This window comes from Stenotrophomonas sp. 14P6.2.3, from assembly GCF_057799055.1.
In genome coordinates this window covers 14,043-37,046 of record NZ_JBYOLA010000007.1, presented here as the reverse complement: position 1 = coordinate 37,046, position 23,004 = coordinate 14,043, and the positions used below count along the sequence as shown (strand labels likewise).

General features: G+C 66.3%; 27 protein-coding genes. 14 read left to right on the top strand and 13 right to left on the bottom strand.

The window, feature by feature from the left end; translation table 11 throughout:
• Positions 1 to 60: 60 nt before the first annotated feature.
• Positions 61 to 2,598, bottom strand: coding sequence for a methyl-accepting chemotaxis protein (locus AC27VL_RS07785; protein ID WP_488765962.1), 2,538 nt, complete (start codon positions 2,596 to 2,598; stop codon positions 61 to 63).
• Between the two features lie 202 nt (positions 2,599 to 2,800).
• On the opposite strand from AC27VL_RS07785, the gene AC27VL_RS07780 reads away from it, so the two are divergent.
• Positions 2,801 to 3,634 (top strand): arylamine N-acetyltransferase family protein, encoded by an 834-nt coding sequence (locus tag AC27VL_RS07780; RefSeq protein ID WP_488765961.1) that lies wholly within the window; start codon positions 2,801 to 2,803, stop codon positions 3,632 to 3,634.
• Positions 3,635 to 3,667: 33 nt separating this feature from the next.
• Here the strand turns inward: AC27VL_RS07780 and AC27VL_RS07775 are convergent, their stop codons facing one another.
• Positions 3,668 to 4,039, bottom strand: coding sequence for a VOC family protein (locus AC27VL_RS07775; protein ID WP_488765960.1), 372 nt, complete (start codon positions 4,037 to 4,039; stop codon positions 3,668 to 3,670).
• A gap of 113 nt (positions 4,040 to 4,152) precedes the next feature.
• Here AC27VL_RS07775 and AC27VL_RS07770 point away from each other — a divergent pair, with 113 nt between their 5' ends.
• On the top strand, positions 4,153 to 4,869 hold the full coding sequence (locus AC27VL_RS07770) for a transporter substrate-binding domain-containing protein (RefSeq protein ID WP_488765959.1): 717 nt from the start codon (positions 4,153 to 4,155) through the stop codon (positions 4,867 to 4,869).
• Between the two features lie 32 nt (positions 4,870 to 4,901).
• On the opposite strand, the gene AC27VL_RS07765 is transcribed toward AC27VL_RS07770, so the two are convergent.
• Positions 4,902 to 5,804: a LysR substrate-binding domain-containing protein gene (locus tag AC27VL_RS07765; RefSeq protein WP_488765958.1), complete on the bottom strand. Its 903-nt coding sequence runs from the start codon at positions 5,802 to 5,804 to the stop codon at positions 4,902 to 4,904.
• A 98-nt stretch (positions 5,805 to 5,902) separates the two neighbouring features.
• On the opposite strand from AC27VL_RS07765, the gene AC27VL_RS07760 reads away from it, so the two are divergent.
• Positions 5,903 to 6,097: a hypothetical protein gene (locus tag AC27VL_RS07760; protein WP_100309794.1), complete on the top strand. Its 195-nt coding sequence runs from the start codon at positions 5,903 to 5,905 to the stop codon at positions 6,095 to 6,097.
• Here the strand turns inward: AC27VL_RS07760 and AC27VL_RS07755 are convergent.
• Positions 6,048 to 6,602, bottom strand: coding sequence for a GIY-YIG nuclease family protein (locus tag AC27VL_RS07755; RefSeq protein WP_488765957.1), 555 nt, complete (start codon positions 6,600 to 6,602; stop codon positions 6,048 to 6,050). The two genes, AC27VL_RS07760 and AC27VL_RS07755, sit on opposite strands and share 50 nt — an antisense overlap.
• A 67-nt stretch (positions 6,603 to 6,669) precedes the next feature.
• Positions 6,670 to 8,220 (bottom strand): alkaline phosphatase, encoded by a 1,551-nt coding sequence (locus AC27VL_RS07750; protein ID WP_488765956.1) that lies wholly within the window; start codon positions 8,218 to 8,220, stop codon positions 6,670 to 6,672.
• Positions 8,221 to 8,332: 112 nt separating this feature from the next.
• Between AC27VL_RS07750 and AC27VL_RS07745 the strand changes: the two genes are divergently transcribed.
• Entirely contained in the window at positions 8,333 to 9,130 is a 798-nt protein-coding gene (locus AC27VL_RS07745; protein ID WP_488766016.1) for a D-alanyl-D-alanine carboxypeptidase family protein, read from the top strand.
• Positions 9,131 to 9,198: 68 nt separating this feature from the next.
• On the top strand, positions 9,199 to 9,750 hold the full coding sequence (locus tag AC27VL_RS07740; protein WP_191077735.1) for a hypothetical protein: 552 nt from the start codon (positions 9,199 to 9,201) through the stop codon (positions 9,748 to 9,750).
• A gap of 1 nt (position 9,751) precedes the next feature.
• Here AC27VL_RS07740 and AC27VL_RS07735 read toward each other — a convergent pair whose 3' ends face one another.
• Together AC27VL_RS07735 and AC27VL_RS07730 are read right to left on the bottom strand one after the other, a co-directional pair.
• Positions 9,752 to 10,315, bottom strand: coding sequence for a TetR/AcrR family transcriptional regulator (locus AC27VL_RS07735; protein WP_100554229.1), 564 nt, complete (start codon positions 10,313 to 10,315; stop codon positions 9,752 to 9,754).
• Between the two features lie 48 nt (positions 10,316 to 10,363).
• On the bottom strand, positions 10,364 to 10,960 hold the full coding sequence (locus AC27VL_RS07730) for an NAD(P)H-dependent oxidoreductase (protein WP_488765955.1): 597 nt from the start codon (positions 10,958 to 10,960) through the stop codon (positions 10,364 to 10,366).
• A gap of 210 nt (positions 10,961 to 11,170) precedes the next feature.
• Between AC27VL_RS07730 and AC27VL_RS07725 the strand changes: the two genes are divergently transcribed.
• Both AC27VL_RS07725 and AC27VL_RS07720 read left to right on the top strand, forming a co-directional pair.
• Entirely contained in the window at positions 11,171 to 11,668 is a 498-nt protein-coding gene (locus tag AC27VL_RS07725) for a YciE/YciF ferroxidase family protein (RefSeq protein WP_100553777.1), read from the top strand.
• 171 nt (positions 11,669 to 11,839) lie between these two features.
• Entirely contained in the window at positions 11,840 to 12,241 is a 402-nt protein-coding gene (locus AC27VL_RS07720; RefSeq protein WP_180165311.1) for a response regulator, read from the top strand.
• 11 nt (positions 12,242 to 12,252) lie between these two features.
• Here the strand turns inward: AC27VL_RS07720 and AC27VL_RS07715 are convergent, their stop codons facing one another.
• Positions 12,253 to 13,080 carry an isocitrate lyase/PEP mutase family protein gene (locus AC27VL_RS07715; protein ID WP_488765954.1) on the bottom strand — a complete coding sequence of 276 codons (828 nt, stop codon included), beginning with the start codon at positions 13,078 to 13,080 and terminating at the stop codon, positions 12,253 to 12,255.
• A gap of 46 nt (positions 13,081 to 13,126) precedes the next feature.
• Positions 13,127 to 14,467, bottom strand: coding sequence for an acetamidase/formamidase family protein (locus tag AC27VL_RS07710; RefSeq protein ID WP_488765953.1), 1,341 nt, complete (start codon positions 14,465 to 14,467; stop codon positions 13,127 to 13,129).
• A 290-nt stretch (positions 14,468 to 14,757) separates the two neighbouring features.
• Here AC27VL_RS07710 and aroQ point away from each other — a divergent pair, with 290 nt between their 5' ends.
• From aroQ to accC, 4 genes are read left to right on the top strand one after another with little or no spacing between them, the layout of a single operon-like run.
• The gene (gene aroQ, locus AC27VL_RS07705) at positions 14,758 to 15,210 is read left to right on the top strand and encodes a type II 3-dehydroquinate dehydratase (RefSeq protein WP_100462212.1); all 453 of its coding nucleotides are present in this window, start codon (positions 14,758 to 14,760) and stop codon (positions 15,208 to 15,210) included.
• A complete protein-coding gene (locus AC27VL_RS07700) occupies positions 15,207 to 15,629 on the top strand; it encodes a lysozyme inhibitor LprI family protein (RefSeq protein ID WP_089237270.1) in 423 nt (140 codons plus the stop codon). Before aroQ ends, AC27VL_RS07700 begins: the two co-directional genes overlap by 4 nt.
• A 54-nt stretch (positions 15,630 to 15,683) precedes the next feature.
• The gene (gene accB / locus AC27VL_RS07695; RefSeq protein ID WP_100553780.1) at positions 15,684 to 16,175 is read left to right on the top strand and encodes an acetyl-CoA carboxylase biotin carboxyl carrier protein; all 492 of its coding nucleotides are present in this window, start codon (positions 15,684 to 15,686) and stop codon (positions 16,173 to 16,175) included.
• Positions 16,176 to 16,187: 12 nt separating this feature from the next.
• Positions 16,188 to 17,555 (top strand): acetyl-CoA carboxylase biotin carboxylase subunit, encoded by a 1,368-nt coding sequence (gene accC / locus AC27VL_RS07690; RefSeq protein WP_089237274.1) that lies wholly within the window; start codon positions 16,188 to 16,190, stop codon positions 17,553 to 17,555.
• A 98-nt stretch (positions 17,556 to 17,653) separates the two neighbouring features.
• Here accC and AC27VL_RS07685 read toward each other — a convergent pair whose 3' ends face one another.
• Together AC27VL_RS07685 and AC27VL_RS07680 are read right to left on the bottom strand one after the other, a co-directional pair.
• Positions 17,654 to 18,028, bottom strand: a complete 375-nt coding sequence (locus AC27VL_RS07685; RefSeq protein ID WP_100462209.1) for a hypothetical protein — start codon at positions 18,026 to 18,028, stop codon at positions 17,654 to 17,656.
• Positions 18,025 to 18,990 (bottom strand): hypothetical protein, encoded by a 966-nt coding sequence (locus AC27VL_RS07680; RefSeq protein ID WP_100553781.1) that lies wholly within the window; start codon positions 18,988 to 18,990, stop codon positions 18,025 to 18,027. The genes AC27VL_RS07685 and AC27VL_RS07680 overlap by 4 nt, the downstream gene beginning before the upstream one ends.
• 150 nt (positions 18,991 to 19,140) lie before the next feature.
• Here AC27VL_RS07680 and prmA point away from each other — a divergent pair, with 150 nt between their 5' ends.
• The 3 genes from prmA to fis all read left to right on the top strand — a co-directional run bounded on the left by prmA (position 19,141) and on the right by fis (position 21,244).
• Positions 19,141 to 20,061, top strand: coding sequence for a 50S ribosomal protein L11 methyltransferase (gene prmA, locus AC27VL_RS07675; RefSeq protein WP_100554230.1), 921 nt, complete (start codon positions 19,141 to 19,143; stop codon positions 20,059 to 20,061).
• A 42-nt stretch (positions 20,062 to 20,103) separates the two neighbouring features.
• A complete protein-coding gene (locus tag AC27VL_RS07670; RefSeq protein WP_488765952.1) occupies positions 20,104 to 20,853 on the top strand; it encodes a DUF3426 domain-containing protein in 750 nt (249 codons plus the stop codon).
• A 115-nt stretch (positions 20,854 to 20,968) separates the two neighbouring features.
• Positions 20,969 to 21,244 (top strand): DNA-binding transcriptional regulator Fis, encoded by a 276-nt coding sequence (fis, locus tag AC27VL_RS07665; protein WP_006397198.1) that lies wholly within the window; start codon positions 20,969 to 20,971, stop codon positions 21,242 to 21,244.
• A gap of 131 nt (positions 21,245 to 21,375) precedes the next feature.
• Here fis and AC27VL_RS07660 read toward each other — a convergent pair whose 3' ends face one another.
• Both AC27VL_RS07660 and AC27VL_RS07655 read right to left on the bottom strand, forming a co-directional pair.
• Complete coding sequence (locus AC27VL_RS07660; RefSeq protein WP_100553783.1) at positions 21,376 to 22,371, bottom strand: phosphatidate cytidylyltransferase; 996 nt, start codon at positions 22,369 to 22,371, stop codon at positions 21,376 to 21,378.
• Positions 22,368 to 22,997 carry a lysophospholipid acyltransferase family protein gene (locus tag AC27VL_RS07655; RefSeq protein ID WP_025878621.1) on the bottom strand — a complete coding sequence of 210 codons (630 nt, stop codon included), beginning with the start codon at positions 22,995 to 22,997 and terminating at the stop codon, positions 22,368 to 22,370. Before AC27VL_RS07655 ends, AC27VL_RS07660 begins: the two co-directional genes overlap by 4 nt.
• Positions 22,998 to 23,004: the final 7 nt, after the last annotated feature.

Below are 23,004 nucleotides of genomic sequence, written 5' to 3'. Positions count from 1 at the left end.
GCCCGGCGTTACCCGTCATGGGTTTCAACGGTAGCGCCGGGCCATGCCTGGCGAAGGCGATCACGCGGCCGCGCGCGGGCGTCGCTCGGGCAGTAGTCGGAACGCTGCCACCGCTTCGGCCAGCGCCTGCACCTGGGCCTGCATCTGCGCGGTCGATGCGCCGGCCTCTTCCACCAGGCTCGCATTGCGCTGCGTGCTGGCCTCCATCTGCACGACGGTCTGGTTCACCTGGGCGATGCCCGCATGTTGCTCGTGCGACGCACTGCGGATACCCGCCAGCAACCCGGCCAACTGCTGCACGCTGCTGACGATCTCGTCCATCGTGGCGCCCGCCTGCTCGGCCTGCGTACTGCCCTGGCCTACCCGCGCCACCGAGTCCTCGATCAGCCCCTTGATCTGCTTGGCCGCGTCCGCACTGCGCTGGGCAAGTAAGCGCACTTCGGCGGCCACCACCGCGAAGCTGCGACCCTGCTCGCCTGCACGCGCTGCCTCCACCGCCGCGTTGAGGGCCAGGATATTGGTCTGGAAGGCGATGCCATCGATCAGCTGGATGATGTCGCCGATGCGACGCGACGACGCGCTGATGCCCTGCATGGTCGCCACGACCTGGCCGACCGCGGTGCCGCCGCGCTCGGCAACCTTGGCGGCGTCACGTACCAGTCCGTCAGCACGCCCCGCGGCGTCGGCGTTGCGGCCGACGGTGTCGGTCAGCTCATGCATGGATGCCGCGGTTTCTTCCAGGTTGGCCGCCTGCTGCTCGGTGCGCTGGGACAGATCGTGATGACCGGCGACGATCTCGCTGACACCCACATCCAGGCGCACAGTGGCCTGCTGGATACGGGTGACGATGTGGCCCAGCTGCGCGACAGTGGCGTTGGCATCGTCACGCATGCGGGCGAACACGCCCTGCAGGTCGCCCTCCATGCGCACGCTCAGGTCGCCGCGTGCCAGTGCGGCCAGCAGCGCCTGCAGGTCGCCCAGGTTGGTCTCGAAAGTGGACAGCAGGCGATTGATGCTGGTCGACAGCGTGCGTACGAACCCCTGCTTGCCCTCCAGCGCGATGCGCCCCTGCAGCTCGCCATGCGCTGCCGCGTCGACCAATGCCGCCACTTCAGTTTCCAGCAGCGTTTCCAGCGCGCGGCTGCGCCATTCCACCGCGACACCAAGGAAGTGGTCGTCCTCGACGATGGCATTGGCGATCAACTGATACCGGGTACCGGCGTGGCCGATCTCACGCTCTTCGCGCTGACGGACACCGATCAGTCCCGCCAGCGCCGGATGCAGGCGGACCGCGTCGCTGCCGAGCAATGTCTCTGCGGGAAGCGCCAGCAGCTGCAGCAGCGCCGGGTTGGCGTAGGCCACCTGCCCTTCCGCATCAACCACCATCAAGCCGGTCTGGGCACTGTCCAGCGCCTGCCGCACGCGCGTGTTGCCGCGTGCCACCGCGCGTTCGGTCTCGGTGCGCGCACGCAGGCGCTGCTGCATGTCGACCAGGCGCTGCGCGAGCTGGCCGATCTCATCGTTGGCGTTGTGCACGCGCAGCGTGGTGTCGAGCCGGTCATCCGCGATATCGCCTGCAAAGCGCAGGGTGTCCTGGATCGGTCGACGCACCGCGCGTACCACCAGTACCAGGCTGGTGATCAGCACGCCGGCCACCAGCATCAGGGTGGCCACGAACAGCACGCTGGCCATCCTTGCACCCGATCGCTGACGCAGTTGTGCCTGTTCCAGTGCTGCAACCTGAGCCTGCTGGAAGGCGGTCAATGCCGGGCCCACGGCCGCCGCGGTCTCCAGCAGTGACTGCGTCTCCACATCCAGGCCGACGCGCGCGGCGGTATAGCCCAGCAACGCGGCCTGGTACGCTTCCATGCCGTTGCGCACGCGCTCCTGCACGTCGGCTGGCAGGCCGGCCAACGCCAGATCGAAGGGCAGCTTTTCTTCGCTGGCACGATCGGCGTGGGTGGAATCGCCATCGAGCAGCAGCAACGCTTCCTGGCGCCGCATCCGCTGCACATGCAGGGACAGCGCAGGGCGCTCCAGCGCATCCACCTGCGCCTGCAGCGCGTCGGCGGCCTGCTGCAGCTGCGCGGCCAGACCAGCGTCGCCGCGTCCCATCTCATCTACCCGCTCGAACAACGCGGCGATGCCCTGTGAGAATGCATCGACGGCCTCGGTCATCGCCTGCAGCACCTTGCGCCGGCCCGCGTCCATCGGCATGCCCCGCAACGCCTGCAGGTCCTGCTTCAACATCTGCTGCGTGGCCAGCAACTGGCTGCGGTCCACATCATCGAAACTGCGCGCATACTGGGTCTGCAGGCGCCGGGCCTCGGCCACCCGGGCGGCCAGCGAAGCAACGCGGTCACTGCCGTGCTGGTAGCTGGCCTGATCGCGGGCCGCCTGCGTGCTCGCATGACTGGTCCAGGCGTGGACGGCGGCGATGGCCACCAGTCCCAGGCTGCAGACCAGCAGGGTCGCCTTGAGCTTGTCGGCGACGCTGAGCCGATGTGGCTGCAGCCAGCGCAGCAGGCCTGGGAAACGGGAACGCAACCCGACAACGCGGCTACGCAGGGACCGAAGGTGGGGAACGACGGCCGACATGACAGACTCCAGGCGGAAGGACGCACCTGTATCGACCGATCTCAGTGGAACTTTAGCGTCCGACTGAGTCCTGCCGCGGGCAGTACCCAGTCGTCGCTGTTGTACCGGCCGCAGGCGACGAGGGGATGACACCGGTGAGGCACACTTGACCTCAACCCCGGTTGCGGTAGCACAGTGGAGCCCCCCGCCCGTGGTGCCTGCCATGTCCATCGACGTCCCCCGCTACCTGCAGCGCCTGCAGCTGGATGCCCCGCCACCGCTCACGCTGGCCGGGCTGACCCTGCTGCAGCAGCGCCACAACGCCCTGCTGCCATTCGAGACCCTTACCAGCCTGCTGCGCGATGCGGTCGCCATCGACCTGGACAGCGTCCAGCACAAGCTGCTGCACGCGCAGCGCGGCGGCTACTGCTTCGAACTCAATGGCGCGTTCCTGGCCCTGCTGCAGGCCCTGGGCTTCGATGCGCAGCCGCTGAGCGCACGGGTACTGCTGTCGGCTGCAGAGGGCGAACTGACCGCGCGTACGCATCTGCTCCTGCGGGTGCGTCTGCAGGAAGCAGACTGGTTGGTCGATACCGGCTTCGGCAGCCTGACCCCGACCGTGCCACTGCGCCTGCATGAGACCGCAGTGCAGGACACACCGCATGAGCGCTACCGCGTGCGGCGGTTGGACGATGGCGACTTCATGCTTGCCGCCGAAGCAGGGGATGACTGGCGGGCGCTGTACCGCTTCGACCTGCAGCCACCGGCGCCGATCGATAACGAAGTGGGTAACTGGTACGTGTGTACGCATCCGCAGTCGAGCTTCCCTGGCCAACTGCGTGCATCACTGACCGGGCCGGATTGGCGACGCACCATCGGCAGCGGCAACTACACCGAATATCGCCCGGGCCAGGTACCGGCCAAGCGCCCGCTGCGCGATGTGCAGGACGTGCGCGAGGTGCTGCAGCAGGGTTTCGGCATGCGCCTTCCGGACGATCCGCGATTGGATCCAGCCATTGCCGACTGGCTGCAGCGATCGCGCGCCGCGTCCGTGTAGAGCCACGCGATGTTCGGCTGCTGACCTCCCCGGCTATGGGGTGAAGGGCGCCTGCAGGGCGATCCGGTTGCCCTCGCTGTCGCGGATCTCGGCCACCCGCCAGTCACCGGCCACGTCCGGGCCAAAGCACAGCACCGCGCCAGCCTGAAGGGCACGCTGCAGGCTGTCATCCAGATCGTCCACGCCCAGGTAGATGCGCGGTCCCTGCTCCGAGGGCAGGTAGTCAGCACCGTGCACCAGCGCCATGCTGGCACCCGCGTCCCTATCGTTGAATGGCAGGTACGCCATCCGGCAGTCATGCACGTTGATCGGGGTAGCGATGTCCACCTGCAGCCATTGCCGATAGAACGCCATGGCACGGTCCAGGTCGGCAACGGGAACTTCAACGTGCAGGATGGGATTCATGGTGATCATGGCTGGGCGTGCAGGCGGATGAAACACAGGATCGCAGCTCTGCACACCACACGATACGGCCACAGGTGGCATGCTGGCAGCCCGACACCGAGCTGGAACTGCGCATGTCCCTGACCGATCACCGTCATGCGTTGGCCCCACTGGGCTACCTGCGCGTTGCCATCAACCTCGGCAACCCGGTGCTGGCCCAGGGCGACGCCGATGCACCACGCGGGCCATCGGTGGAACTGGCCACCGCGCTGGCACAGCGGCTGGGTGTGCAGGCCCGCTTCAGTTGCCACGATGCCGCCGCATCGGTGGTGGCAGCGGCGAGCGACGATGCGTGGGACTTGGCCTTCCTGGCGGTGGACCCGGCACGCGCCGACCGCATTGCCTTCAGTGCACCGTATGTGGAGATCGAAGGAACTTACCTGGTGCGCGATGACAGCCCAGCACGGCAGGTTGCAGATCTCGATCGCGACGGGCTGCGCATCGCAGTGGGTCGCGGCGCCGCCTACGATCTGTTCCTCAGCCGCGAGCTGCAGCAGGCAACGATTGAGCGTGCCGACACCTCGGCCGCCGCCATTACTCTTTTCGACCAGCAGCGGCTGGATGCAGCGGCCGGCGTACGCCAACCCCTGCAGGCCTGGGCACAGGCGCATGCCGGCCATCGCGTGCTGGCAGATCGCTTCACCGTGATCCAGCAGGCGGTCGCAGCGCCTGTTGCTAGACCCGCAGCGGCGTTGCAGGCACTGTTCGCGGAAGTAGAGGCCATCAAGGCCGGACCGCTGCTGGGCGAAGCCTTCGCACGTGCCGGGCAGGCAGTCACGCTGGTGCGCTGACGCACACTCCCCGTCACTACGCTCGCCTGGCGCTATCCCGCGTCGGCGGCCTGCATGTGCCGCACATGCTCGGCTGCCTGCGCGTGCAGCCATTCGCGGAAGGCCAGGAAACCACGGTGGCGTATCGAGCGCTGCGGGTACACCAGCCAATGCGGCCATGCGGTTTTCAGGCGCAGGTCCGACAACGCAACCAACTGGCCGGAATCCAGCAGCAGCCGCGCCCGGGTGACCCGTCCCAGCGCAACACCAACGCCGTCCAGTGCGGCGCGATGGTGGGCCTCGGAATCATCCAGCACCGCCACGAACCGCGCCGGTGGGCGCTGTCCGACCAGCGCGAACCATGCGCCCCACGCACCGTCTGGGTCTCCCAGCAGCGGCCACTGCGCCAACGGTAGGTGGCCGATGCCGCCCATGCGCTCGATCAGTGCCGGGCTGGCCATCGGCAGCAGCCATTCGTCGAACAACGGTTCCACCACCAGCCCCGGCCATTGTCCGCTGCCCAGCCGCAGCGCCGCATCGAACTGCAGTTGCCGGTCGAAGTCGATCAGTCGTTCGCTCGATTGCAGATTGATTTCGATCTGTGGATGCGCCGCCACGAAATTGCCCAGCCGTGGCACCAGCCATGCGCTGGCCATCGACGGTACGGCACTGATGGTGAGCACATGCTCGGGTCGCGCAGCGTAGGGCTGGAAGGCTTCGTTGATCGCATCCAGATGGGGCCCGACCTGATCCAGCAGGCGCTGCCCCTCCAGGGTCAAGGCCACACCGCGTGCCTGTCGGATCAGCAGCGGCTGCCCCAGGCGTTCCTCGAGCTGGCGCATCTGATGGCTGAGCGCACTGACCGTCAGGTTCATCGATGCGGCGGCGCGGGAGAGGTTGCCCAAGCGTGCGGCAGCGACGAAGCCCTGCAGGGCATGCAGCGGTGGGCGGGACATAAGCCTTGAATTCCTCTCAAGTCGACCTTGCGGAAATGTCGCTTTTTGCGCCCCCATGCTGCCCGTATCGTGCATTCCACTCAAGTGGAGGCACGATCATGAACATCTTCAGCGGTCTGTTGTTCCTGCAGGGTCATGTGACCAACGTTGCCCTGGCCCAGCGCTTGGCCGAACCGGTTCCCGCAGCGCCCGACGCGCGCCAGGCACTGCGGCCGGCCAACGTCCCGGCCACCTCGGGAAGTGTCACCACCCGCGCTGCAGGTACTCCGGCAACCACGGCTCCGGATCGATAGCGAGCGCGCGATACGCATCGATGGCTTCGCGAAGTGCGGCCACACCGACCGGCGTGCACAGGCTTTCCTCTTCCGGCACCTGCGCTGCGGCCCAGTCATGCAGCCGGTCCAGACGCTGGACCATCGCCGCCCGCAGCCACGGCCGCAGCGGATACGTGTGATAGCCCTGCTGTGCCAGCGCACGTACCGCCTCGGCCAGTGCGGCGTTGGCCCCGCGCACCCATTCGGTGCGCCCACCGGCCTTGTCCTGCACCGTCATCGGTGCCGGCGCACGATGCAGCTTGAAGGGCCGGCGCAACTGCAGTTCCAGGTCACGCGCATCCCGCTCGGACTCCGCCTCGACCAGCGCGCCCGCTTCCAGATCGAAGAACTCGAACCAGCGCCGATGCAGCGCACAGATCCGGCCCAGCGGATCGCGCGAGAAACCAATCTTCGCGTAGTCCTCCCAGGCACAGGGAAAGACATAAGCGAACACGCGGCCATCAATGCGGATATCGGAGTCCATCGGCGCACGATGACGATGCCCGCATGTGCGGAACGTGCAGGCGTCGTGCAGGCGGCTGCGCCGCCGGTCAACGTCGCTGCAGCGCTTCCTGTATCGCAGCGGCCACATCGGTGTTGTCGATGTAGCTGCCGTCGTTCAAGCGCACATGCTGGCGATAGCCGTTGTCGACACCGCGCACGCGTTTGCCCAGCAGCTCGGCGCCGTTGCCCTTGGCCCACAGCGGCACCAGGCCGTTTGAATGGTTGCCGGTGGGGCGGAAGCTCATGCCCGGCATGCGCCCCCGGCCGTGGTTGCGCACCGGCTCGAAGGCCACCTGCTGTGCGTTCGGCCCCATCGGCATGCTGTTGTCGTGGTCGGTGGTGACAATCAGCAGATTGCGCTCCCAGCCACCGTTCTCCTCGATCCACGCCATGACCGCCGACACGGCATCGTTGAACTCGACGGTCTCTTCGATCAGACGGCCAAACTGCGGCTGCCCGGTGCAGGCGCCGTAGTGCCATTCACTGCCGCAGGCGCTGGTATGCGCTGCCCAGTCGGTGGCACCGCCTTCAACCATCAGGAACAGGCCCTTGGTTGAGCGCTGCTGCAGGAACTGCAGCGCGCCACGGGTCATCGTCGCCAGGTCCGGCACGCTGTCGATCTTCTTCACCCCCGATGGTGTGCTCGCGTCTTCGCCCAGTACCTGCAGCTGCCGCGCCTGCTGCAGGGTGTTGGCCACGCGCGGTACACCGATCAGCGGCCGGTCGGAGGGCACCAGGCCCTGCGCCAGCGCAACGAACTCGGCCTTGCTGCGGATCAACCGCCACGGGCCCGATGGATTTCCGGCAATGGCCGTGCCCGCCTCAAGCTGCTGCCAATCCTGCTGCGACACCCACTCCCAGGGGTTCCCGCAGCCTTCGGCGGCCGGGCTCTGCGGTTCGTCGATGCAGGCTCGTCCGTTGACGCTGTAGCCGGGTCCGCCGGTACCCATCACCAGGTCCATGTGGCCCTGGGCCAGCATCTGGTGGGCAATCTGGTGATAGCTGTTGCGTGATTCGGCCTGCGCGGCGAATGCAGCCGGTGTGGCATGCGCGAATGGCACCGAGGTCACCACGCCGGTGGCCATACCCAGGCGTTTGGCACGCAGCGTGTTGAACTCCACCGGTACACCGTCGTTGTCGACGTTGATGGCGTTGTTGTAGGTCTTCACTCCCGAGGACAGCGCCGTGCCGGCCGCCGCGCTGTCGGTGGCTACCGCAGCCAGATACTGATACCCAGCGAAGGGCAGATCCGCCGCGGGCACGGGCGTGGCGTCCCATGCCTTCTGCGCGTCGTAGCCGAGCGTCTGCGCCGCATCGTGCGTAGGCTGGCTGCTGGCGTTGAGCGGGAACGTTGTCACCGCCAGCCGCTGCGGGAAGTCGGCATAGGGGGTGCCTTCGCGGCTGCCGTATTGCCAGTAGGCGGCGGCGTCCCAGGTGCCCCAGCCGGCGCCATCGTTGATCATCACGATGACGTTGTGCGGCCGTCCATGCGCCGGTTCCGGCCTGTCGGTGCGTACGTCGTGGTGGCAACCGGTGATGGCAACCAGCGCTGTCAGGATGGCCGGCCGCAACCAGCCCCCGAGGTTCGTTTTTTTCATCAGCAGTCCCAGCAGAAAGCGAAGTGATCCGACCTCGTTTGTGACGTTATATCATTTCAATATTTCAGAAACAGTCATCCAGCGCGGGCACGCGCCGTTACGCTGTCGCCGTATGCCCTCCATGACTTCTTACCGTTCCCCTGTGTCATCGATCACGATCGATGCCCTCTCCCTCGAGATCCTCCAGCAGCAGCGCGCGGAACTGCAACGACCGCCGGCCTCGCTGACCAAGCTGATGACGGCCTACACCGCGTACGACCTGCTCGCGCGGTCGGGCGGTTCGTGGTCGGACACGATCGCCATCCATCCGCGCGACGTACACGAGGTGGCCGACGATGAAACGCGGATGGGCCTGGTGCCCGGCGAACGCATCGCCCTCGGCAGACTGCTGGAGGGCCTGATGGTGATTTCCGGCAACGATGCCGCGCTCGCCCTGGCCCGTCACCTGGCCGGATCGCAGGCGGCGTTCGCGCAGCACATGAACGACCACGCGCGCGCGCTGGGCCTGCACGATACGCACTTCATCTCCGCGTCCGGCATCACCACCCCGGGCCATCTGTCGACCGCGCGCGACATGGCGGTGCTGGCCGCCCACCTGCTTGCCCGCTACCCCGACCTGCTGGCAATCACCGCACAGCGCAGCTTCGCGCACCGCACACTGCAGAAGGCGAACCAGAACGCCCTGCTCGGCGAAAACGGTGTGGATGGCTTGAAGACCGGTTACACCCAGGCTGCAGGTTTCTGCCTGGCGGCCACCGCCCGTCGCAGGTGTGCTGGGCACGCCCTGCCACTGCGCCTGATCAACGTGGTGCTGGGCGCTGATTCCCGTGCGTCGCGCGATGAGCAGGTGCGGGCGCAGCTTGATGCGGGCTTTGCCATTGCCGCGGCGGCCGAGGCCCAGCGTGTGTGACGGGCAGACCGGGCAGACACCACAGGCAATGCGCTCTATAGTCCAGCGCCCAAAGGAGTACCCCATCGATGGATCGACGTCTCTTGTGCTGGATGCTTGCGCTGTTCTGCACGTTCTCCGCGGCACTCACCCATGCCGGTGAACTCACTCCTGCCGAGAGCGACGCGCTGCAGAAGGACGTGCGATCGCTGCTGTCCACGTTCGCCCGCGGCGATACCGATGCCATGATCGCGCGCACCCATCCCAGCGTGAAGCGGTTTGCCGGCGGCGATGCGGCCTATGCGAAGGCCGCACGCGATGCGATGAAGACACTCGACGACATGGGCGTGAAGGTCATCAGCGATGATGTCGGTGAACCGACCCGCACCTATGCTGCCGGCGACGAAGAAGTCTGCTTCGTGCCACGGACCACGGTGTTCACCGTCGAAGCGCAGACGTTGAGAAGCCTCGCCTTCATGGTCGCCATCCGGCACGTCGGTGAAACGCAGTGGCGCTACATCGATGGTGCCGCGATGCAGGCGATGCCGGAGCTGCTGCGACAGCTGCTGCCGGACCTGCAGCCTGACGTATCACTGCCCCCGGTCAGCTTCGAGCAACTCCAGGTCGCTCCGCGCACATGATTCAGGTGCTGCGCTTGACGATGGCGACGATCACGCGCTCCAGCTCGGCCTCGGCTGCCGCATGTTCCACCGCATCGGCCGCAACCGCTTCAGACAGGGTTTCGGCGGCACCAAGGATTGCCCAGAGGCCACTGGCCGGTACGACTTCTCCCGCTGCGAACGGTCCCAGCCACTGCGCGCACTTGTCGATGAAATCCTGCTGATAGCAACGGCGCACCGCCCGCAGTTCCGGCGATCCCGCCAAGGCGGCGAGGATGTCCTGGATCTCGCTGCCCTGTGACAGCACGCAATCGATATAGCCGGAGGCGATGGCATGCGCACGCTCCTTCAGCCGCGCTTTCGCGCTGCCGATGCGCTCATCGAAGACCACGGTCTGCCTCTGGTCATAGTCGGCATACAGCGCGGCCAGCAAACCGTTGCGGGTTTCGAAGTGGTCGTAGGCCAGCGGCTTGGCGACACCTGCCGCCTCCGCCAGACGACCCAACGTCAGCGCATCGGTGCCTTCTTCGCCGACCAGCGCCCATGCCACGTCCAGCAGCTGGCGGGCACGCTGTTCGCGGGTCAGGCGACGACGGGGCTCGGGCACGGCAGGACTGGAAGACAAGGGTGATCGTCAGAGTGCAGGGGTTCCGATCTTACGTCCGATGTCCACCGCCGTCTGCAGATGCGTTTCGGCCATGCCGCTGTCGGCATCCAGCAGCAGCGTGGATGACAGCACCGGCGCTCCGCAGTAATCGAAGATGCCCTGATCGATCTGGGTCTTCATCGCCTCGCCATAGCCACGCCGGTCGATCATCTGCTGGCCGGCACCGCCCAGCCCCACCAGATGCACCTGCAGCCGCTGCAGCTTCTTTTCCACCTTGCCATCGGCACCTTCGTCATAGGCCCAGCCCTGGGTGAAGACGCGATCGATCCAGCCCTTCAGCAGCGCCGGGAACGACCACCAGTAGAGCGGGTAGACCAGCACGAGCGTGTCGGCCGCATCCAGCCGCGCGTGCTCGGCAGCCACATCGGCCGGCAGCGCTGTGGTTCTGCGGAAGAACGCGTGGTCCTGCGCGTTGAAGCGTGGATCGAATCCTTCCGCCATCAGATCCACGGTGGTGACCGTATTGCCGGCATCGGCGTTGACGATGGCCTCGCCGATCCGCGCCGCTACGGCGTGGGTGAGCGAGGAAGGTTCGGGGTGGGCGACAACGATAAGGGTGTGCATGACAGCAGCTCTCGGATTCATTAGCTACCAATAGTAACTAGCGAGCGGGCGAGCAACAGCATCACTGATAGGACGCTGTCGCGCGGCTCATGTGAGGCCCCTGCATGCGTGGGAGCCCCTGTCCTCCATGCAGCGTTCACCGAACCTGCTCCGGACTGCAACGGACGCCCACGTAAGGTCACCACTCTCCCCCAGCATAGGTGTCGACACATGGCCATCAAGACCGCAGAAGACCTGTTCATCCACGAACTGTCCGATATCTACAGCGCCGAGAAGCAGCTCACCAAGGCGCTGCCACGCTTGGCACGCGCTGCCGAAAACCCTGAACTCGCCACCGCCTTCGAGACCCACCTGGAAGAAACCCAGGGCCAGATCGAACGCATCGACCGGGTTGTCGAGCTGCTGGGCATCCGCCTCAAGCGGATCAAGTGCGCGGCAATGGAAGGCCTGGTAGAGGAAGGAAAGGAAGTGATCGATACCATCGACGAAGGGCCGGTGCGCGACGCCGCCTTGATCGGTGGTGCACAGAAGGTCGAGCACTACGAGATCGCTTCCTACGGCACCATCGCAGCTCTGGCCAAGCAGCTGGGCTACAAAGAGGCGCTGCCGCTGCTGCTGGAAACGTTGGAAGAAGAAAAGGCCACTGACGAGAAACTGACGTTGCTGGCCAAGAGCGGAGGTAACGCGCGGGCTGCTCAGGCCGCCTGATTCCATGGCAGACGCATGGCCGATGCCGCCAGGGAGGGCGGCCACGGCCAGCAGCAGAGCACGCAGATCACAGTTGCGCCTTCGCGCCGAAAGCACACCAGGCAGCCATGGCCTTGATGCTGGAAAGCAGAAACTTTACCCACCACCGCAGCATTCGCACGACAACACACCATGCAAAGCAGCAATGAACGACCCGCGACACTTCCGCGCCTGCTCCTTGTGGAAGACCAGCTCGATCTGGCCGATCTGATGGAACAGGCCCTGACCGACGAAGGCAATGAGATCGCCCACGCCAACAGTGTCTTCGAGGCATTGGGCATGCTCGACAGTGGCCACTTCGACGGCGCTGTGCTGGACGTGGAACTTCGCGACGGCGTGGTGTTTCCCGTTGCCGATCGGCTGCTGGAGCTCGGCATCCCCTATCTTTTCGCTTCGGCGGTATACGACCAGCTGGTGCCGGTCAGGCATCGGCGTGCGCCCTTCCTGGCCAAGCCGTTCCATGTGCAGGGCCTGCAGCGCGCGGTACGTGAAGCGCTCGGCAGGACGCCACCCTCACCTGCACCGTCGCACTGACCGGCCCGTACCTACGGCTTGAACAACCCGTTGAGCTCGGCACCTGACGGGGTGCCCGGCAGCGCGTCGAATGAACCGCTGGCAAGCATCTGCTCGGACGCCCTGAGAAAACCGGCCCACGCACTGCGGGCCAGCGCACCGCCGACGCTGACCCGGCGCACGCCCAGACTGGCCGCCTCCTGCAGCGTCATCTGCCCGGGCGAACCGATCAGCAGGTTGACCGGCTTGCCACCGGCGGCATCCACCACGGCGCGGATCTGCTCTGCGCTGCGGATGCCAGGCGCATACAGGCAATCGGCACCCGCCTGCGCATAGGCGCGGATGCGGGCCAACGTATCGTCCAGATTGGGGCGCCCGACAAAGAAGTTTTCCGCGCGCCCCACCAGCATCACCTCGTGCCCGCTTTCGTCGATGGCACGGCGCGCTGCGCTGAGGCGGGCCACGCTGTCTTCGATGCTGCGCAGCGGATGTTCCGCATCGCCGGTGGAATCCTCGATCGACAGGCCGGCCACCCCGGTGTCGATCGCCATCGACACACTCTCGTGCACCGCCTCCGGGCTGCTGCCGAAACCATCTTCGAAGTCGGCGTTCACTGGCAGATCGGTTGCCGCCGCCATCGTCCGCAGATGGGCGAGGATCTCATCGCGACCCATCGCCCCATCAGGCTGCCCGTGGGCCCAGGCATGGCCGGAGCTGGTGGTGGCCAATGCCTGCGCACCCAGCCGCGCCAGCGCCACGGCACTGCCAACATCCCATGGATTGGGCAGCAGGAAGCATCCGGATGCATGCAGCGCCCTGAAGGCAGCGCGGCGGTTCTGGATTGCGTCGGCACTCATCACGGACTCCTGGTTGATACGCCTTCCCAAGCTGCCAACAGGGCAACGGTCACTTGGCAGCGCGCTTCACGGCACCGCCGCCCGGTGCCGCTGTCGTCTGCAACTGCAGCCCCTGCAGCACCGCCTTGTCCAGCTTCGCCGCCACGCCAACACTGCGCCCGGCCAGGTTGGCCACCTGGTACTGCACCGCCACGCCCAGCACCTGCGTCGCCTCGGACAACGTCAATCCATAGGCCTGGCGCAGCCACTGCAGCATGCCCGAGGTGGCGATGCGCAGCGCATCGTCGCTGGAGCCGCCCTGGCCCAGGGTCATGATCTGCGTGGCCGATTCCACCCGCGGCGTTGCGATCGCATGCTGCTTCAGCAGCTCGACCTTCACCTCCACATCGAGCGACGTCTCCAGCGCCCACTGCGTGGTTTCGCCATCGCCCTGCAACGCATGGCCATCACCCAGGTACATCAGCGCGCCGGGCTGCTGCACGGGCAGGTAGACCGTATTGCCTTCGACCACGGCGTTGAAATCCATGTTGCCGCCGAAATCGGCGGTATCGCCGGTGGAGAAGGGTGGATAGCCGAAGCCGGGCGCCAGCGCCAGGCCGCCGAGCATCGGCTTCACCGGCACTTCGAAATGCCGCAGGCCACCACTTGCGCCCTGCGGACGGGCGACGCCCCTGCTGCGGTCCAGTTGCCAGCGCACGGGCTTGCCCAGCCCGCTGGCTTCGGCGGCCACCCGCGGTGTCTTCAAGCGTCCCACCAGGCCATCCAGGCTGTCGGCATGGTCGCGGTTGAGCTTCAGCGAGGTCAGCGTGATCGCCAGCGTATCGCCCGGTTCGGCACCGACCACGAAGAACGGCCCCACCTGCGGATTGCCGAACAGCGCACGGGTAACGCCGTTCTCGTCCACGCCGCCAGAATCCAGCGTGCGGGTCTGCACCGAGTCTCCCGGCCAGATCACCAGCACCGGCGCGCGGTCGGCGCTGAACGTATTGGAATAGTCGGTCGGCGTGAACACATGGCGTTGCGGTGCGGTCGAGGCCCGCGCCGGTACTTTCCAGGCACTGAAGGCGTGGACGGCACGCGCGTCGCGGTTGTTGGTGTCCGGCTGATCGCTCTGTCCCTGCATCCGCGCACCGTCAATGCGCCCATCGAACTGGTAGCGCTGGCCCTGGCTGTCCGTTGCGGTGAACACCATCTGTCCGGCGCTCAGGGTGCCGGTGACCGGGTCGGCATCCAGCCGACCGGCGATACGCCCGCCCTGCACGTCCAGATGCAGGGTCTGGTAGTTCCTGTTGCCCCACAGGTCGGTGGCAACGATCCATTGTTCGGCAGCCAGCGCATTCAAAGGCAGCATTGCCAGCAGAAGTGCGGGCAATCGCAGGGAGATAGGCAAGGCGGGCATCCGTGAACGCCGACATGGCGGGTAGGCGCAGTGTAGGAATGCCATGGCAACCTCCGCAGTGTCGAACGCAATGCGGCCCGGCGGTGGCGGCCCGGCATGGGGGATGGTCGGCGCGTGCAATTTCCACTATCTATAGAAAGTCTTCCCGCGCCCGTCCACCATGCAACCACGCGGACGAAGGCATTTTTCAAACAATTGTTTTAAACACCACTAATTTCGCCGAACTGGACAGCATCCTCAGCTTCCGCCAGACTGCCGCCCTTTCCCGTCAATCGGATCCCATGGCGAAGCTGCTGGTCCTGCATGGCCCCAACCTCAACCTGCTCGGCACCCGCGAGCCGGAGGTCTACGGCCACACCACGCTGGCGGACATCGACCAGGCGCTGGTCGCCCAGGCCGCTGCCGCAGGTCATGCGCTGGAGAGCCTGCAGTCCAACGCCGAGCACGTGCTGGTGGATCGTGTGCAGGCCGCACGCAACGACGGAACCGCCTTCATCCTGATCAACCCGGCCGCCTTCACGCATACCTCGGTTGCCCTGCGCGATGCGCTGGCGGCGGTGGCGGTGCCGTTCATCGAGATTCACCTGTCCAACCCGCATACCCGCGAGCCCTTCCGCCAGCACAGCTATTTCAGCGACAAGGCGGTTGGCGTGGTGTGTGGCTTCGGTGCCGACAGCTACCGCTATGCGATGGACGCGGCATTGGCACGCGTGCAGGCTGCCGCCGCGTCATGAGCCTGTCGCGCGTCCTCGCCAGCGTTGTGCTGTGGGCCGGCCTGTGCGGCGCTGCCGCCGCGTCCGACCGTGAGGCCGAAGGCATCGACTGCGCGCACCCGACCACCACGATGGAGAGCGACCTGTGCGCCTCGGACGTGGCAGCGGCCGCCGACGTCGAACTCAATGCCGTCTACGCCCAGGCGCGCAGGCAGCTGCGCACGCCGGCCAACGGTGGCAGCTGCAGCTACTGCGGCAACGCCGAACAGGAACTGGTGCTGGCCCAGCGCGCATGGATGCAGCTGCGCGACCACGACTGCCAAGCGGTGTACGCCCTCAATTCCGACGGCACCGCGCGCAATGGCGCACAGATGCGCTGCCTGATCACCCTCGCGCGTGACCGCACCCGGCAGCTGCGCGACTTCTACGAACTGCTTTGACCCGAGCGCAACGCGCTTCCCACCACACTGACATCAAAGAGCAAAGAGGCCACCATGGATCTCCGCAAAATCAAGAAGCTGATCGACCTGCTGGAAGAGTCGAACCTGGCTGAAATCGAAATCAAGGAAGGCGAAGAGTCGGTGCGCCTGTCGCGCGCTCCGGTGTCCGGCTACGGCATGATGCAGGCCCCGCCGCAGATGATGATGGCCGCCCCGGTCGCCGCCCAGCCGGCCACCCCGGCAATGCCGATGCAGTCGCCGACCGAAGCCTCCACCGGCGGCACCGCCAAGCCGGGCAACGCGCTGCCGGAAGGCCACGTGCTGCGCTCGCCGATGGTCGGCACCTTCTACGCCTCGTCCTCACCGGACAAGCCGGCGTTCGTCAGCATCGGCCAGCAGGTCAAGGCCGGCGAGACCCTGGCCATCATCGAAGCGATGAAGATGTTCAACCCGATCGAAGCCGATGCGTCGGGCACCATCGTCGCCATCCTCGGCGAGAACGGCCAGCCGGTGGAATTCGACCAGCCGCTGTTCGTGATCGGCTAAGGGGCGGCTGCCATGCTCGACAAAGTCGTCATCGCCAACCGAGGGGAAATCGCGCTGCGCATCCTGCGCGCGTGCAATACCCTGGGCATCCGCACGGTGGCCGTGCACTCCACGGTCGACCGCAACCTCAAGCACGTGGCCATGGCCGATGAATCGGTCTGCATCGGTCCGGCGTCGTCGGCGGAAAGCTACCTCAACATCCCGGCGTTGATCGCTGCGGCCGAGGTCACCGACGCCCAGGCCATCCACCCGGGGTATGGCTTCCTGTCCGAGAACGCCAACTTCGCCGAGCGCGTGGAAGAGTCCGGCTTCATCTTCATCGGCCCGAAGGCAGACACCATCCGCCTGATGGGCGACAAGGTCGAAGCGATCCGCGCCATGAAGTCCGCCGGTGTGCCGTGCGTACCCGGCTCGGGCGGCCCGCTGGGCGAGGACATCGTCGCCAACACCAAGATCGCCCGTGAGATCGGCTACCCGGTCATCATCAAGGCGGCCGGCGGCGGCGGTGGCCGCGGCATGCGCGTGGTGCACGCCGAAGCCTCGCTGAAGACCTCCATCGAAACCACCAAGAGCGAGGCCAAGGCCGCGTTCGGCAATGGCGAGGTCTACATGGAGAAGTTCCTGGAGAATCCGCGCCACGTGGAGATCCAGGTGCTGGCCGACGGCCAGGGCAATGCCATCCACCTCGGCGAGCGCGACTGCTCGATGCAGCGTCGCCACCAGAAGGTGGTCGAGGAAGCACCGGCACCGGGCATCACCACCGAGCAGCGCGAGCAGATCGGCAAGGTGTGCGTGGAAGCCTGCATCCGTATCGGTTACCGCGGCGCCGGCACCTTCGAGTTCCTGTACGAAGACGGCCGTTTCTACTTCATCGAGATGAACACCCGCATCCAGGTGGAGCATCCGGTCACCGAGATGGTCACCGGCATCGACCTGGTCGCCGAACAGCTGAAGATCGCTGCCGGCCAGAAGCTGTCGATCAAGCAGAGCGACGTGGTGCTGACCGGCCATGCGATCGAGTGCCGCATCAACGCCGAAGACGCCGAAACCTTCGTGCCGAGCCCAGGCACCATCACCGGCTTCCACGCACCGGGCGGCCCCGGCGTGCGCGTCGATACCCACATCTACAGTGGCTACCGCGTACCGTCGAACTACGACTCGATGATCGGCAAGCTGATCGTGCACGGTCCGGACCGCGAGACCGCCATCGCCCGCATGCGGGTGGCGCTGAGCGAGATGGTGGTCGATGGCATCAAGACCAACATCGCCCTGCAGCAGCGCATCATGCGTGACAAGGGCTTCCAGGCCGGTGGCCAGAACATCCACTATCTGGAAAAGCGCCTTGCCGAGCGCAAGAGCAAGCCGATCGCGTTGACCTGATCGCCGACAGCTGTCGCTGCACATGAAAAGGGCGGGGATTTCCCCGCCCTTTTCTGTTTACCGTCCGGTAGCGCGCCGGGCCATGCCCGGCGCTACCTTCAACGCTTGTCGGCAACTTCCGCAGGAATCTGCGAGTTCGCCAAAGGACGCACGCCGTTCGGCGAGGTCGGATCGACGATCACCATGGTCTCGCTGGAGCCATCCGGCCACACCACCTGGAAGGTGCTGCCAGCCGGCAACGACGAGAACGGCACGCCACTCTGCGCGCGGTAAACAGCGGCAACCTGGCTGGCGCCTGCACGGCGCACATCTTCCTGTGTCTTCACCGAGGTCAGTTCCACCTTCGACAGACGCCGGTAGCGGTCCTCGTAGGTGTCGATCATCAGCAGGCCTACCGCACCGGCCGAATACGCCACAAACAACACCACCCAGAACCAGAACTTGGCCCCATGCAGGAATCGACGGTAATTCATCGTCCGTCCCTCGTTCCAATCAATCGCTTGATCCATTCCTTCATTTTCCCCGCACCTTGCCGCGAAACCGCGGCGTCATACACAAAATCACGGAAGTCCTGCGTTCCATCCGGCGAACAGATCCCTCCATTCGCACAAAAGCTGTTGACCAGCACGCTGTCGGCTCCACAGGGAAGACCGAGTTCGCAGGCCGCAACCCGCCATGCCAGTTCACTGAGCTGTTCTCCGGCGACCATGCCGACGAGCGCCTTGTCGCCAGCCGCGCGCAACCCCATGCCCGGCGCGATCGCCATATAGGCTTCCGGATCGCGCGAGGTACGCACGCGCTCGACCAGGTCACGACGGTACTGCTCGTTGTCGTGCAGCGGCTCACCTTCGGCAAACAGCGCCGCTTCGGCAGCGAGGTTGCCCTGCTGGGCCGCACGACGCCGCTCGCCGAGCACCAGCGCCGGCCCCAGCTTGTCGCCGGGCACGAAGCCACCGCAGCGCTGCGCAACCCGCTCGCGCGCCTCCACCATCTCCGGTGCAGCACTCAGGCCAAGGCCGGACAGCACGTTGTTGTCCAGGCGGTAGCCACCCGGATCAACGGCGTACTGCGCGCAGTAGTCATAGACCCGGCTGAGCATCCAGCGCGCCTCGTGGTTGCCCTGGTCGGCCTGCACGCGCAGGCGCTGCGCGTAGGCGTACAGATCGGTGGCACCTTCGATGTCGGCGCGGATATCCAGCGGCAGGCCCGAAGGCAGCGCGGTGCCACGTTCAAAAGCGGCGAGGCGGCGTGCCAGGGCTTCCGGCATCACCGGTGCCAGCGTCCCCTGCGCATCGCTGGCCTGGGCAGCCAGCGGCACATCGACGCGCGCGACCATGTCCCGGCTGTGGCCATTGGCCCGATAACCGGCCACGCCCAGCACGGCCACGGCCGGCAGGACGAGCAACCAGGTTTTCAGGGTCGGGGCGAAAGCCATCGGCAACGGTCGGTGGTACGGCGCACAGGAAAGCGCCGAGTTTAGCAAGGCCCGTGAGGCCTGTCTGAATCGGCTTCGTTCATCTCAAGGCATACGGAGACGCCCTGATGGTCTAGCATGGCCCCCTTTCCCGCGATTGCCCTCACCGCCATGCCGTTTCTGGAACTGACCCTGCGTTGCACCGAAGCCACCCAGCCCCGCTATGAGAATGCGCTGGAGGACGTCGGCGCGCTGGCGGTGACCCTGCTTGATGCCGAAGCCGACACCAGCAACGAGCAGGCCATCCTGGAACCCGGCGTGGGTGAGACTCCGCTGTGGGACACCCTGGTGCTCAGCGCGCTGTTCCCGGCCGACAGCAACGCCCTGCTGCTGCTGGCCGCGCTGGAAGCGTTCGACCCGGAGCTGGACTGGAGCAGCGGCAGCTTCCGCGCCGTGGAAGACCAGGACTGGGAGCGCGCGTGGCTGGACCAGTTCCAGCCGATGGACTTCGGCAGCCGCACCTGGATCGTGCCGTGGAACCATGAGCTGCCGGAGGCCGCGCAGGCCGCCGATGCCGCCATCGTGCGCCTCGACCCGGGCCTGGCCTTCGGCTCTGGCACCCACCCGACCACCGCGCTGTGCCTGCGCTGGCTGGACCAGTTGGCCGTCGATGGCCAGCTGCAGGGCCAGCGCGTGCTCGACTTCGGCTGTGGCTCGGGCATTCTCGCCCTGGCCGCACTGAAGCTCGGTGCCGCCCAGGCCATCGGCGTGGACAACGACCCGCAGGCGCTGATCGCCACCGCCGACAATGCCGAACGCAACGGCGAACAGGCACGCATGCAGGTGTACCTGCCGCAGGACGAACCGGTCGCCACTTATCCGATCGTGGTCGCCAACATCCTGGCCTCCGCGCTGGATGCACTGGCCGAACTGCTGGCCGCCCGTGTCGCCACCGGTGGTCGCATTGCCCTGTCGGGCATCCTGCATGGCCAGGAAGACGAACTGCTGCAGCGCTATGCGGCGTGGTTCGACGACCTGCAGGCCACCCAGGATGGCGACTGGATGCGTATCACCGGCGTACGCCGCGCCTGATCGTGGTTGAATGACCGCTGGATCCGAGCCCGCGCCCTGAGCATGTCCGAGCCGAACCCACCGCGCCGTCCCCTGGCCACGTTCCTGCGCACCGCGCAGGAACGCGATGCCACGCCTGAAGCCACCGGACCGCGCGAACCGGTGGCGACCGATGCAGCGCCGGTGATCGACGACATCGACCCGGCAACGGACATCGTGGCGGCAACAGAAGCAGAATCGCTGGTTGCCGATGATCCAATAATCGAACCGGCCTTCACTGCCACACCCGGCATCGTTGCCACCGTCGCCGATGCGCCCAGCTTCCTCGGCGCGCGCCCACGGGCGCAGCCAACCCCTCGCTGGCATTGGCTGCTGGTGGCCGCATTGGCGCTGCTGCTGTTGCTGCAGAGCGTGCTTGCCGATCGTGCACGGCTGGCCGCCGATGCCGGCACCCGGCCGTGGATCAGCGCGCTGTGCAACGTACTGCGCTGCACACTGCCCGTCTGGCGCGAGCCCACTGCATTCACCATGACCAGCCGTGAAATCCGGCCGTTGCCGGCCCAGGCCGGCGTGCTGCAGATCCAGGCCAGCATCCGCAACGACGCGCGCTGGCCGCAGGCATGGCCGGATCTGCGCTTGTCGCTGTCCGATGCCGATGGTCGCGTGATCGGCACCGGCGTGTTCACACCGGCGCAGTATCTCGGAGAAAACCCCGGGGCGGCCCCGCTTGAACCGGGTCAAAGCGCACGCATCGCCTTCCGCGTGCAGGAGCCTGCCGCATCCACGGTCGCATTCACCTTCGAGTTCCTTTGACCTTGGTCGGACCGTCCGGCCGTGGCAGGTCGGGCACGCTCGCGCTAGACTGACCGCCATCACCTCATCCGGTCCGGCGCCCCGCGTGCATGGACCAACCAGATCGGGAACCCCCTTGAACGCTGTCCTTTCTCGTCCTGACAACAGTCGTGGCGCTGCCCGGCCACCGCTGCGCGAACACGTGGCCCAGTCCGTGCGCCGTTACCTGCGCGACCTCGATGGCTGCGATGCGGACGATGTCTACGAGATCGTGCTGCGCGAGATGGAGATTCCACTGTTCGTGGAAGTGCTCAACCACTGCGAAGGCAACCAGAGCCGCGCGGCCGCGATGCTGGGCATCCACCGCGCCACCCTGCGCAAGAAGCTGAAGGAATACGGCATCAGCGCGTAAGCGCATGCCTGGTAGTGCCGGCCGCTGGCCGGCAAATGCAACACACCGTCGTCGTTCATGAGGCTGCCGGCCAGCGGCCGGCACTACCGGCTCCGGTAGATCCACGCCATGCGTGGATGGAAACCCGCCGGTCACCCGCCGCCGCCCGCCTTCCAGTAGTAACGCACCACGTGGAAGAACACTGGCGCGGCGAAGCACACTGAATCCAGCCGATCGAGCATGCCGCCATGGCCCTCGATCATGTTGCCCCAGTCCTTGATGCCGCGGTCGCGCTTGATCGCCGACATCACCAGGCCGCCCCAGAACCCCATCAGGTTGATCAGCAGCGACAGGCCGAACGCCTGCAGCGGCGTGAACGGGGTGATCCACCAGAGCGCGGCACCCAGCGCGCTGGCACAGAGCACGCCGCCGACGAAGCCCTCCACCGTCTTCGACGGCGACAGCTTCGGCGCGATCAGGTGCTTGCCCAGCAGCTTGCCCCAGATGTACTGCAGCACGTCCGACGACTGCACCACGATCACCAGGAAGGCGAACAGCAGCACGTTGCGCGCCGGATCGTAGCCGGGCACGCGCAGGTTCAACAGCAGCGGCACGTGCGAGATGCAGAACACGCAGATCATCAAACCCCACTGCACCTTCGACGTGCGCTCGAGGTAGTGGGTGGTATCACCGCCGATGGTGGCCAGGATCGGCAGGAACAGGAACGCATATACCGGAATCAACAGCGTGTACATGCCGTACCAGTCGATCCACACCAGGTAGTACTGCCACGGCAGCACGATGTAGAACGCGGCCAGCAACGCGTAGTAATCGCCTGATCGTGTCGGCGCCAGGGTGATGAATTCGCGCAGTGCGAACAGCGAGATGATCGCGAACAGCACGATCACGCCGGCGCGTCCGAAGAACAGCGCCAGCCCCACCACGATGGCCATTACCCACCACGCGCGGATACGCGAGACCAGGTTGGCGATCACTGCGCTGGGCTTGCCGCGCTGGCGCCAGCGCAGGGTTTCTGACACCAGCGTGGCCAGCACCAGCACCGCACCCACACCGGCGAACAGCAGGCCGGTCTGCTGACCCACACTGCGTGCGGCCAGATCACCGGACATATCGATCATGAAGCTCATGCGCGGCCTCCGTTCGGGGCCAGGGCCAGCAGCGCCTGCCGGCTGCGCGCCAGGAACGCGGCCTTGTCCTCATCGGCCTGCAGCCGCAGCGGCGTACCGAAGGTCGCCGTGCACAGCAGCGGCAGCGGCAGGAAACGCCCCTTCGGCATCACCCGCTTGAGGTTGTCGATCCACACCGGCACGAACTCGAGTTCCGGGCGCTGCCGGGCCAGGTGGTAGATGCCGCTCTTGAACGGCAGCAGCGGCTCATCGCCGATGTTGCGCGTGCCCTCCGGAAACAGGATCAGCGAACAGCCCTCATCCACCGCATCACGCAGCACCTGCAGAGGATCCTGATGGCGGTTGCCCGCCTCACGTTCCACCAGCACGCCATTGAACACCGCGTCGATCAGATAGCGACGCAGACCATCGCGCTGCCAGTACTCGGCGGCGGCGACCGGGCGCACCTGACGCCGCAGTGCCGGCGGCATCGACGACCAGATCAGCACGAAATCACCATGGCTGGCATGGTTGCCGTAGTAGACGCGGTGCTCGCTGGACGGCGCGCAGCCGACCCACAGCGCGCGTGCGCCGGTCACTACATGGATGGCCGCACTGCAGGCGCGGGCGATCAGTTCAGCGAACATCGGCACC

Excerpts from the sequence above, each read along its gene's own strand:
- AC27VL_RS07670 (WP_488765952.1), top strand. The coding sequence starts at position 20,104 with ATGTCCGAGCCGAACCCACCGCGCCGTCCCCTGGCCACGTTCCTGCGC.
- AC27VL_RS07700 (WP_089237270.1), top strand. The coding sequence starts at position 15,207 with ATGAGCCTGTCGCGCGTCCTCGCCAGCGTTGTGCTGTGGGCCGGCCTG.
- aroQ (WP_100462212.1), top strand. The coding sequence starts at position 14,758 with ATGGCGAAGCTGCTGGTCCTGCATGGCCCCAACCTCAACCTGCTCGGC.
- AC27VL_RS07775 (WP_488765960.1), bottom strand. The coding sequence starts at position 4,039 with ATGAATCCCATCCTGCACGTTGAAGTTCCCGTTGCCGACCTGGACCGT.
- prmA (WP_100554230.1), top strand. The coding sequence starts at position 19,141 with ATGCCGTTTCTGGAACTGACCCTGCGTTGCACCGAAGCCACCCAGCCC.
- accC (WP_089237274.1), top strand. The coding sequence starts at position 16,188 with ATGCTCGACAAAGTCGTCATCGCCAACCGAGGGGAAATCGCGCTGCGC.
- AC27VL_RS07685 (WP_100462209.1), bottom strand. The coding sequence starts at position 18,028 with ATGAATTACCGTCGATTCCTGCATGGGGCCAAGTTCTGGTTCTGGGTG.
- AC27VL_RS07660 (WP_100553783.1), bottom strand. The coding sequence starts at position 22,371 with ATGAGCTTCATGATCGATATGTCCGGTGATCTGGCCGCACGCAGTGTG.
- AC27VL_RS07760 (WP_100309794.1), top strand. The coding sequence starts at position 5,903 with ATGAACATCTTCAGCGGTCTGTTGTTCCTGCAGGGTCATGTGACCAAC.
- AC27VL_RS07770 (WP_488765959.1), top strand. The coding sequence starts at position 4,153 with ATGTCCCTGACCGATCACCGTCATGCGTTGGCCCCACTGGGCTACCTG.
- AC27VL_RS07725 (WP_100553777.1), top strand. The coding sequence starts at position 11,171 with ATGGCCATCAAGACCGCAGAAGACCTGTTCATCCACGAACTGTCCGAT.
- AC27VL_RS07745 (WP_488766016.1), top strand. The coding sequence starts at position 8,333 with ATGCCCTCCATGACTTCTTACCGTTCCCCTGTGTCATCGATCACGATC.
- AC27VL_RS07785 (WP_488765962.1), bottom strand. The coding sequence starts at position 2,598 with ATGTCGGCCGTCGTTCCCCACCTTCGGTCCCTGCGTAGCCGCGTTGTC.
- AC27VL_RS07780 (WP_488765961.1), top strand. The coding sequence starts at position 2,801 with ATGTCCATCGACGTCCCCCGCTACCTGCAGCGCCTGCAGCTGGATGCC.
- AC27VL_RS07740 (WP_191077735.1), top strand. The coding sequence starts at position 9,199 with ATGGATCGACGTCTCTTGTGCTGGATGCTTGCGCTGTTCTGCACGTTC.
- AC27VL_RS07680 (WP_100553781.1), bottom strand. The coding sequence starts at position 18,990 with ATGGCTTTCGCCCCGACCCTGAAAACCTGGTTGCTCGTCCTGCCGGCC.
- AC27VL_RS07730 (WP_488765955.1), bottom strand. The coding sequence starts at position 10,960 with ATGCACACCCTTATCGTTGTCGCCCACCCCGAACCTTCCTCGCTCACC.
- AC27VL_RS07655 (WP_025878621.1), bottom strand. The coding sequence starts at position 22,997 with ATGTTCGCTGAACTGATCGCCCGCGCCTGCAGTGCGGCCATCCATGTA.
- AC27VL_RS07720 (WP_180165311.1), top strand. The coding sequence starts at position 11,840 with ATGCAAAGCAGCAATGAACGACCCGCGACACTTCCGCGCCTGCTCCTT.
- AC27VL_RS07765 (WP_488765958.1), bottom strand. The coding sequence starts at position 5,804 with ATGTCCCGCCCACCGCTGCATGCCCTGCAGGGCTTCGTCGCTGCCGCA.
- AC27VL_RS07750 (WP_488765956.1), bottom strand. The coding sequence starts at position 8,220 with ATGAAAAAAACGAACCTCGGGGGCTGGTTGCGGCCGGCCATCCTGACA.
- AC27VL_RS07755 (WP_488765957.1), bottom strand. The coding sequence starts at position 6,602 with ATGGACTCCGATATCCGCATTGATGGCCGCGTGTTCGCTTATGTCTTT.
- accB (WP_100553780.1), top strand. The coding sequence starts at position 15,684 with ATGGATCTCCGCAAAATCAAGAAGCTGATCGACCTGCTGGAAGAGTCG.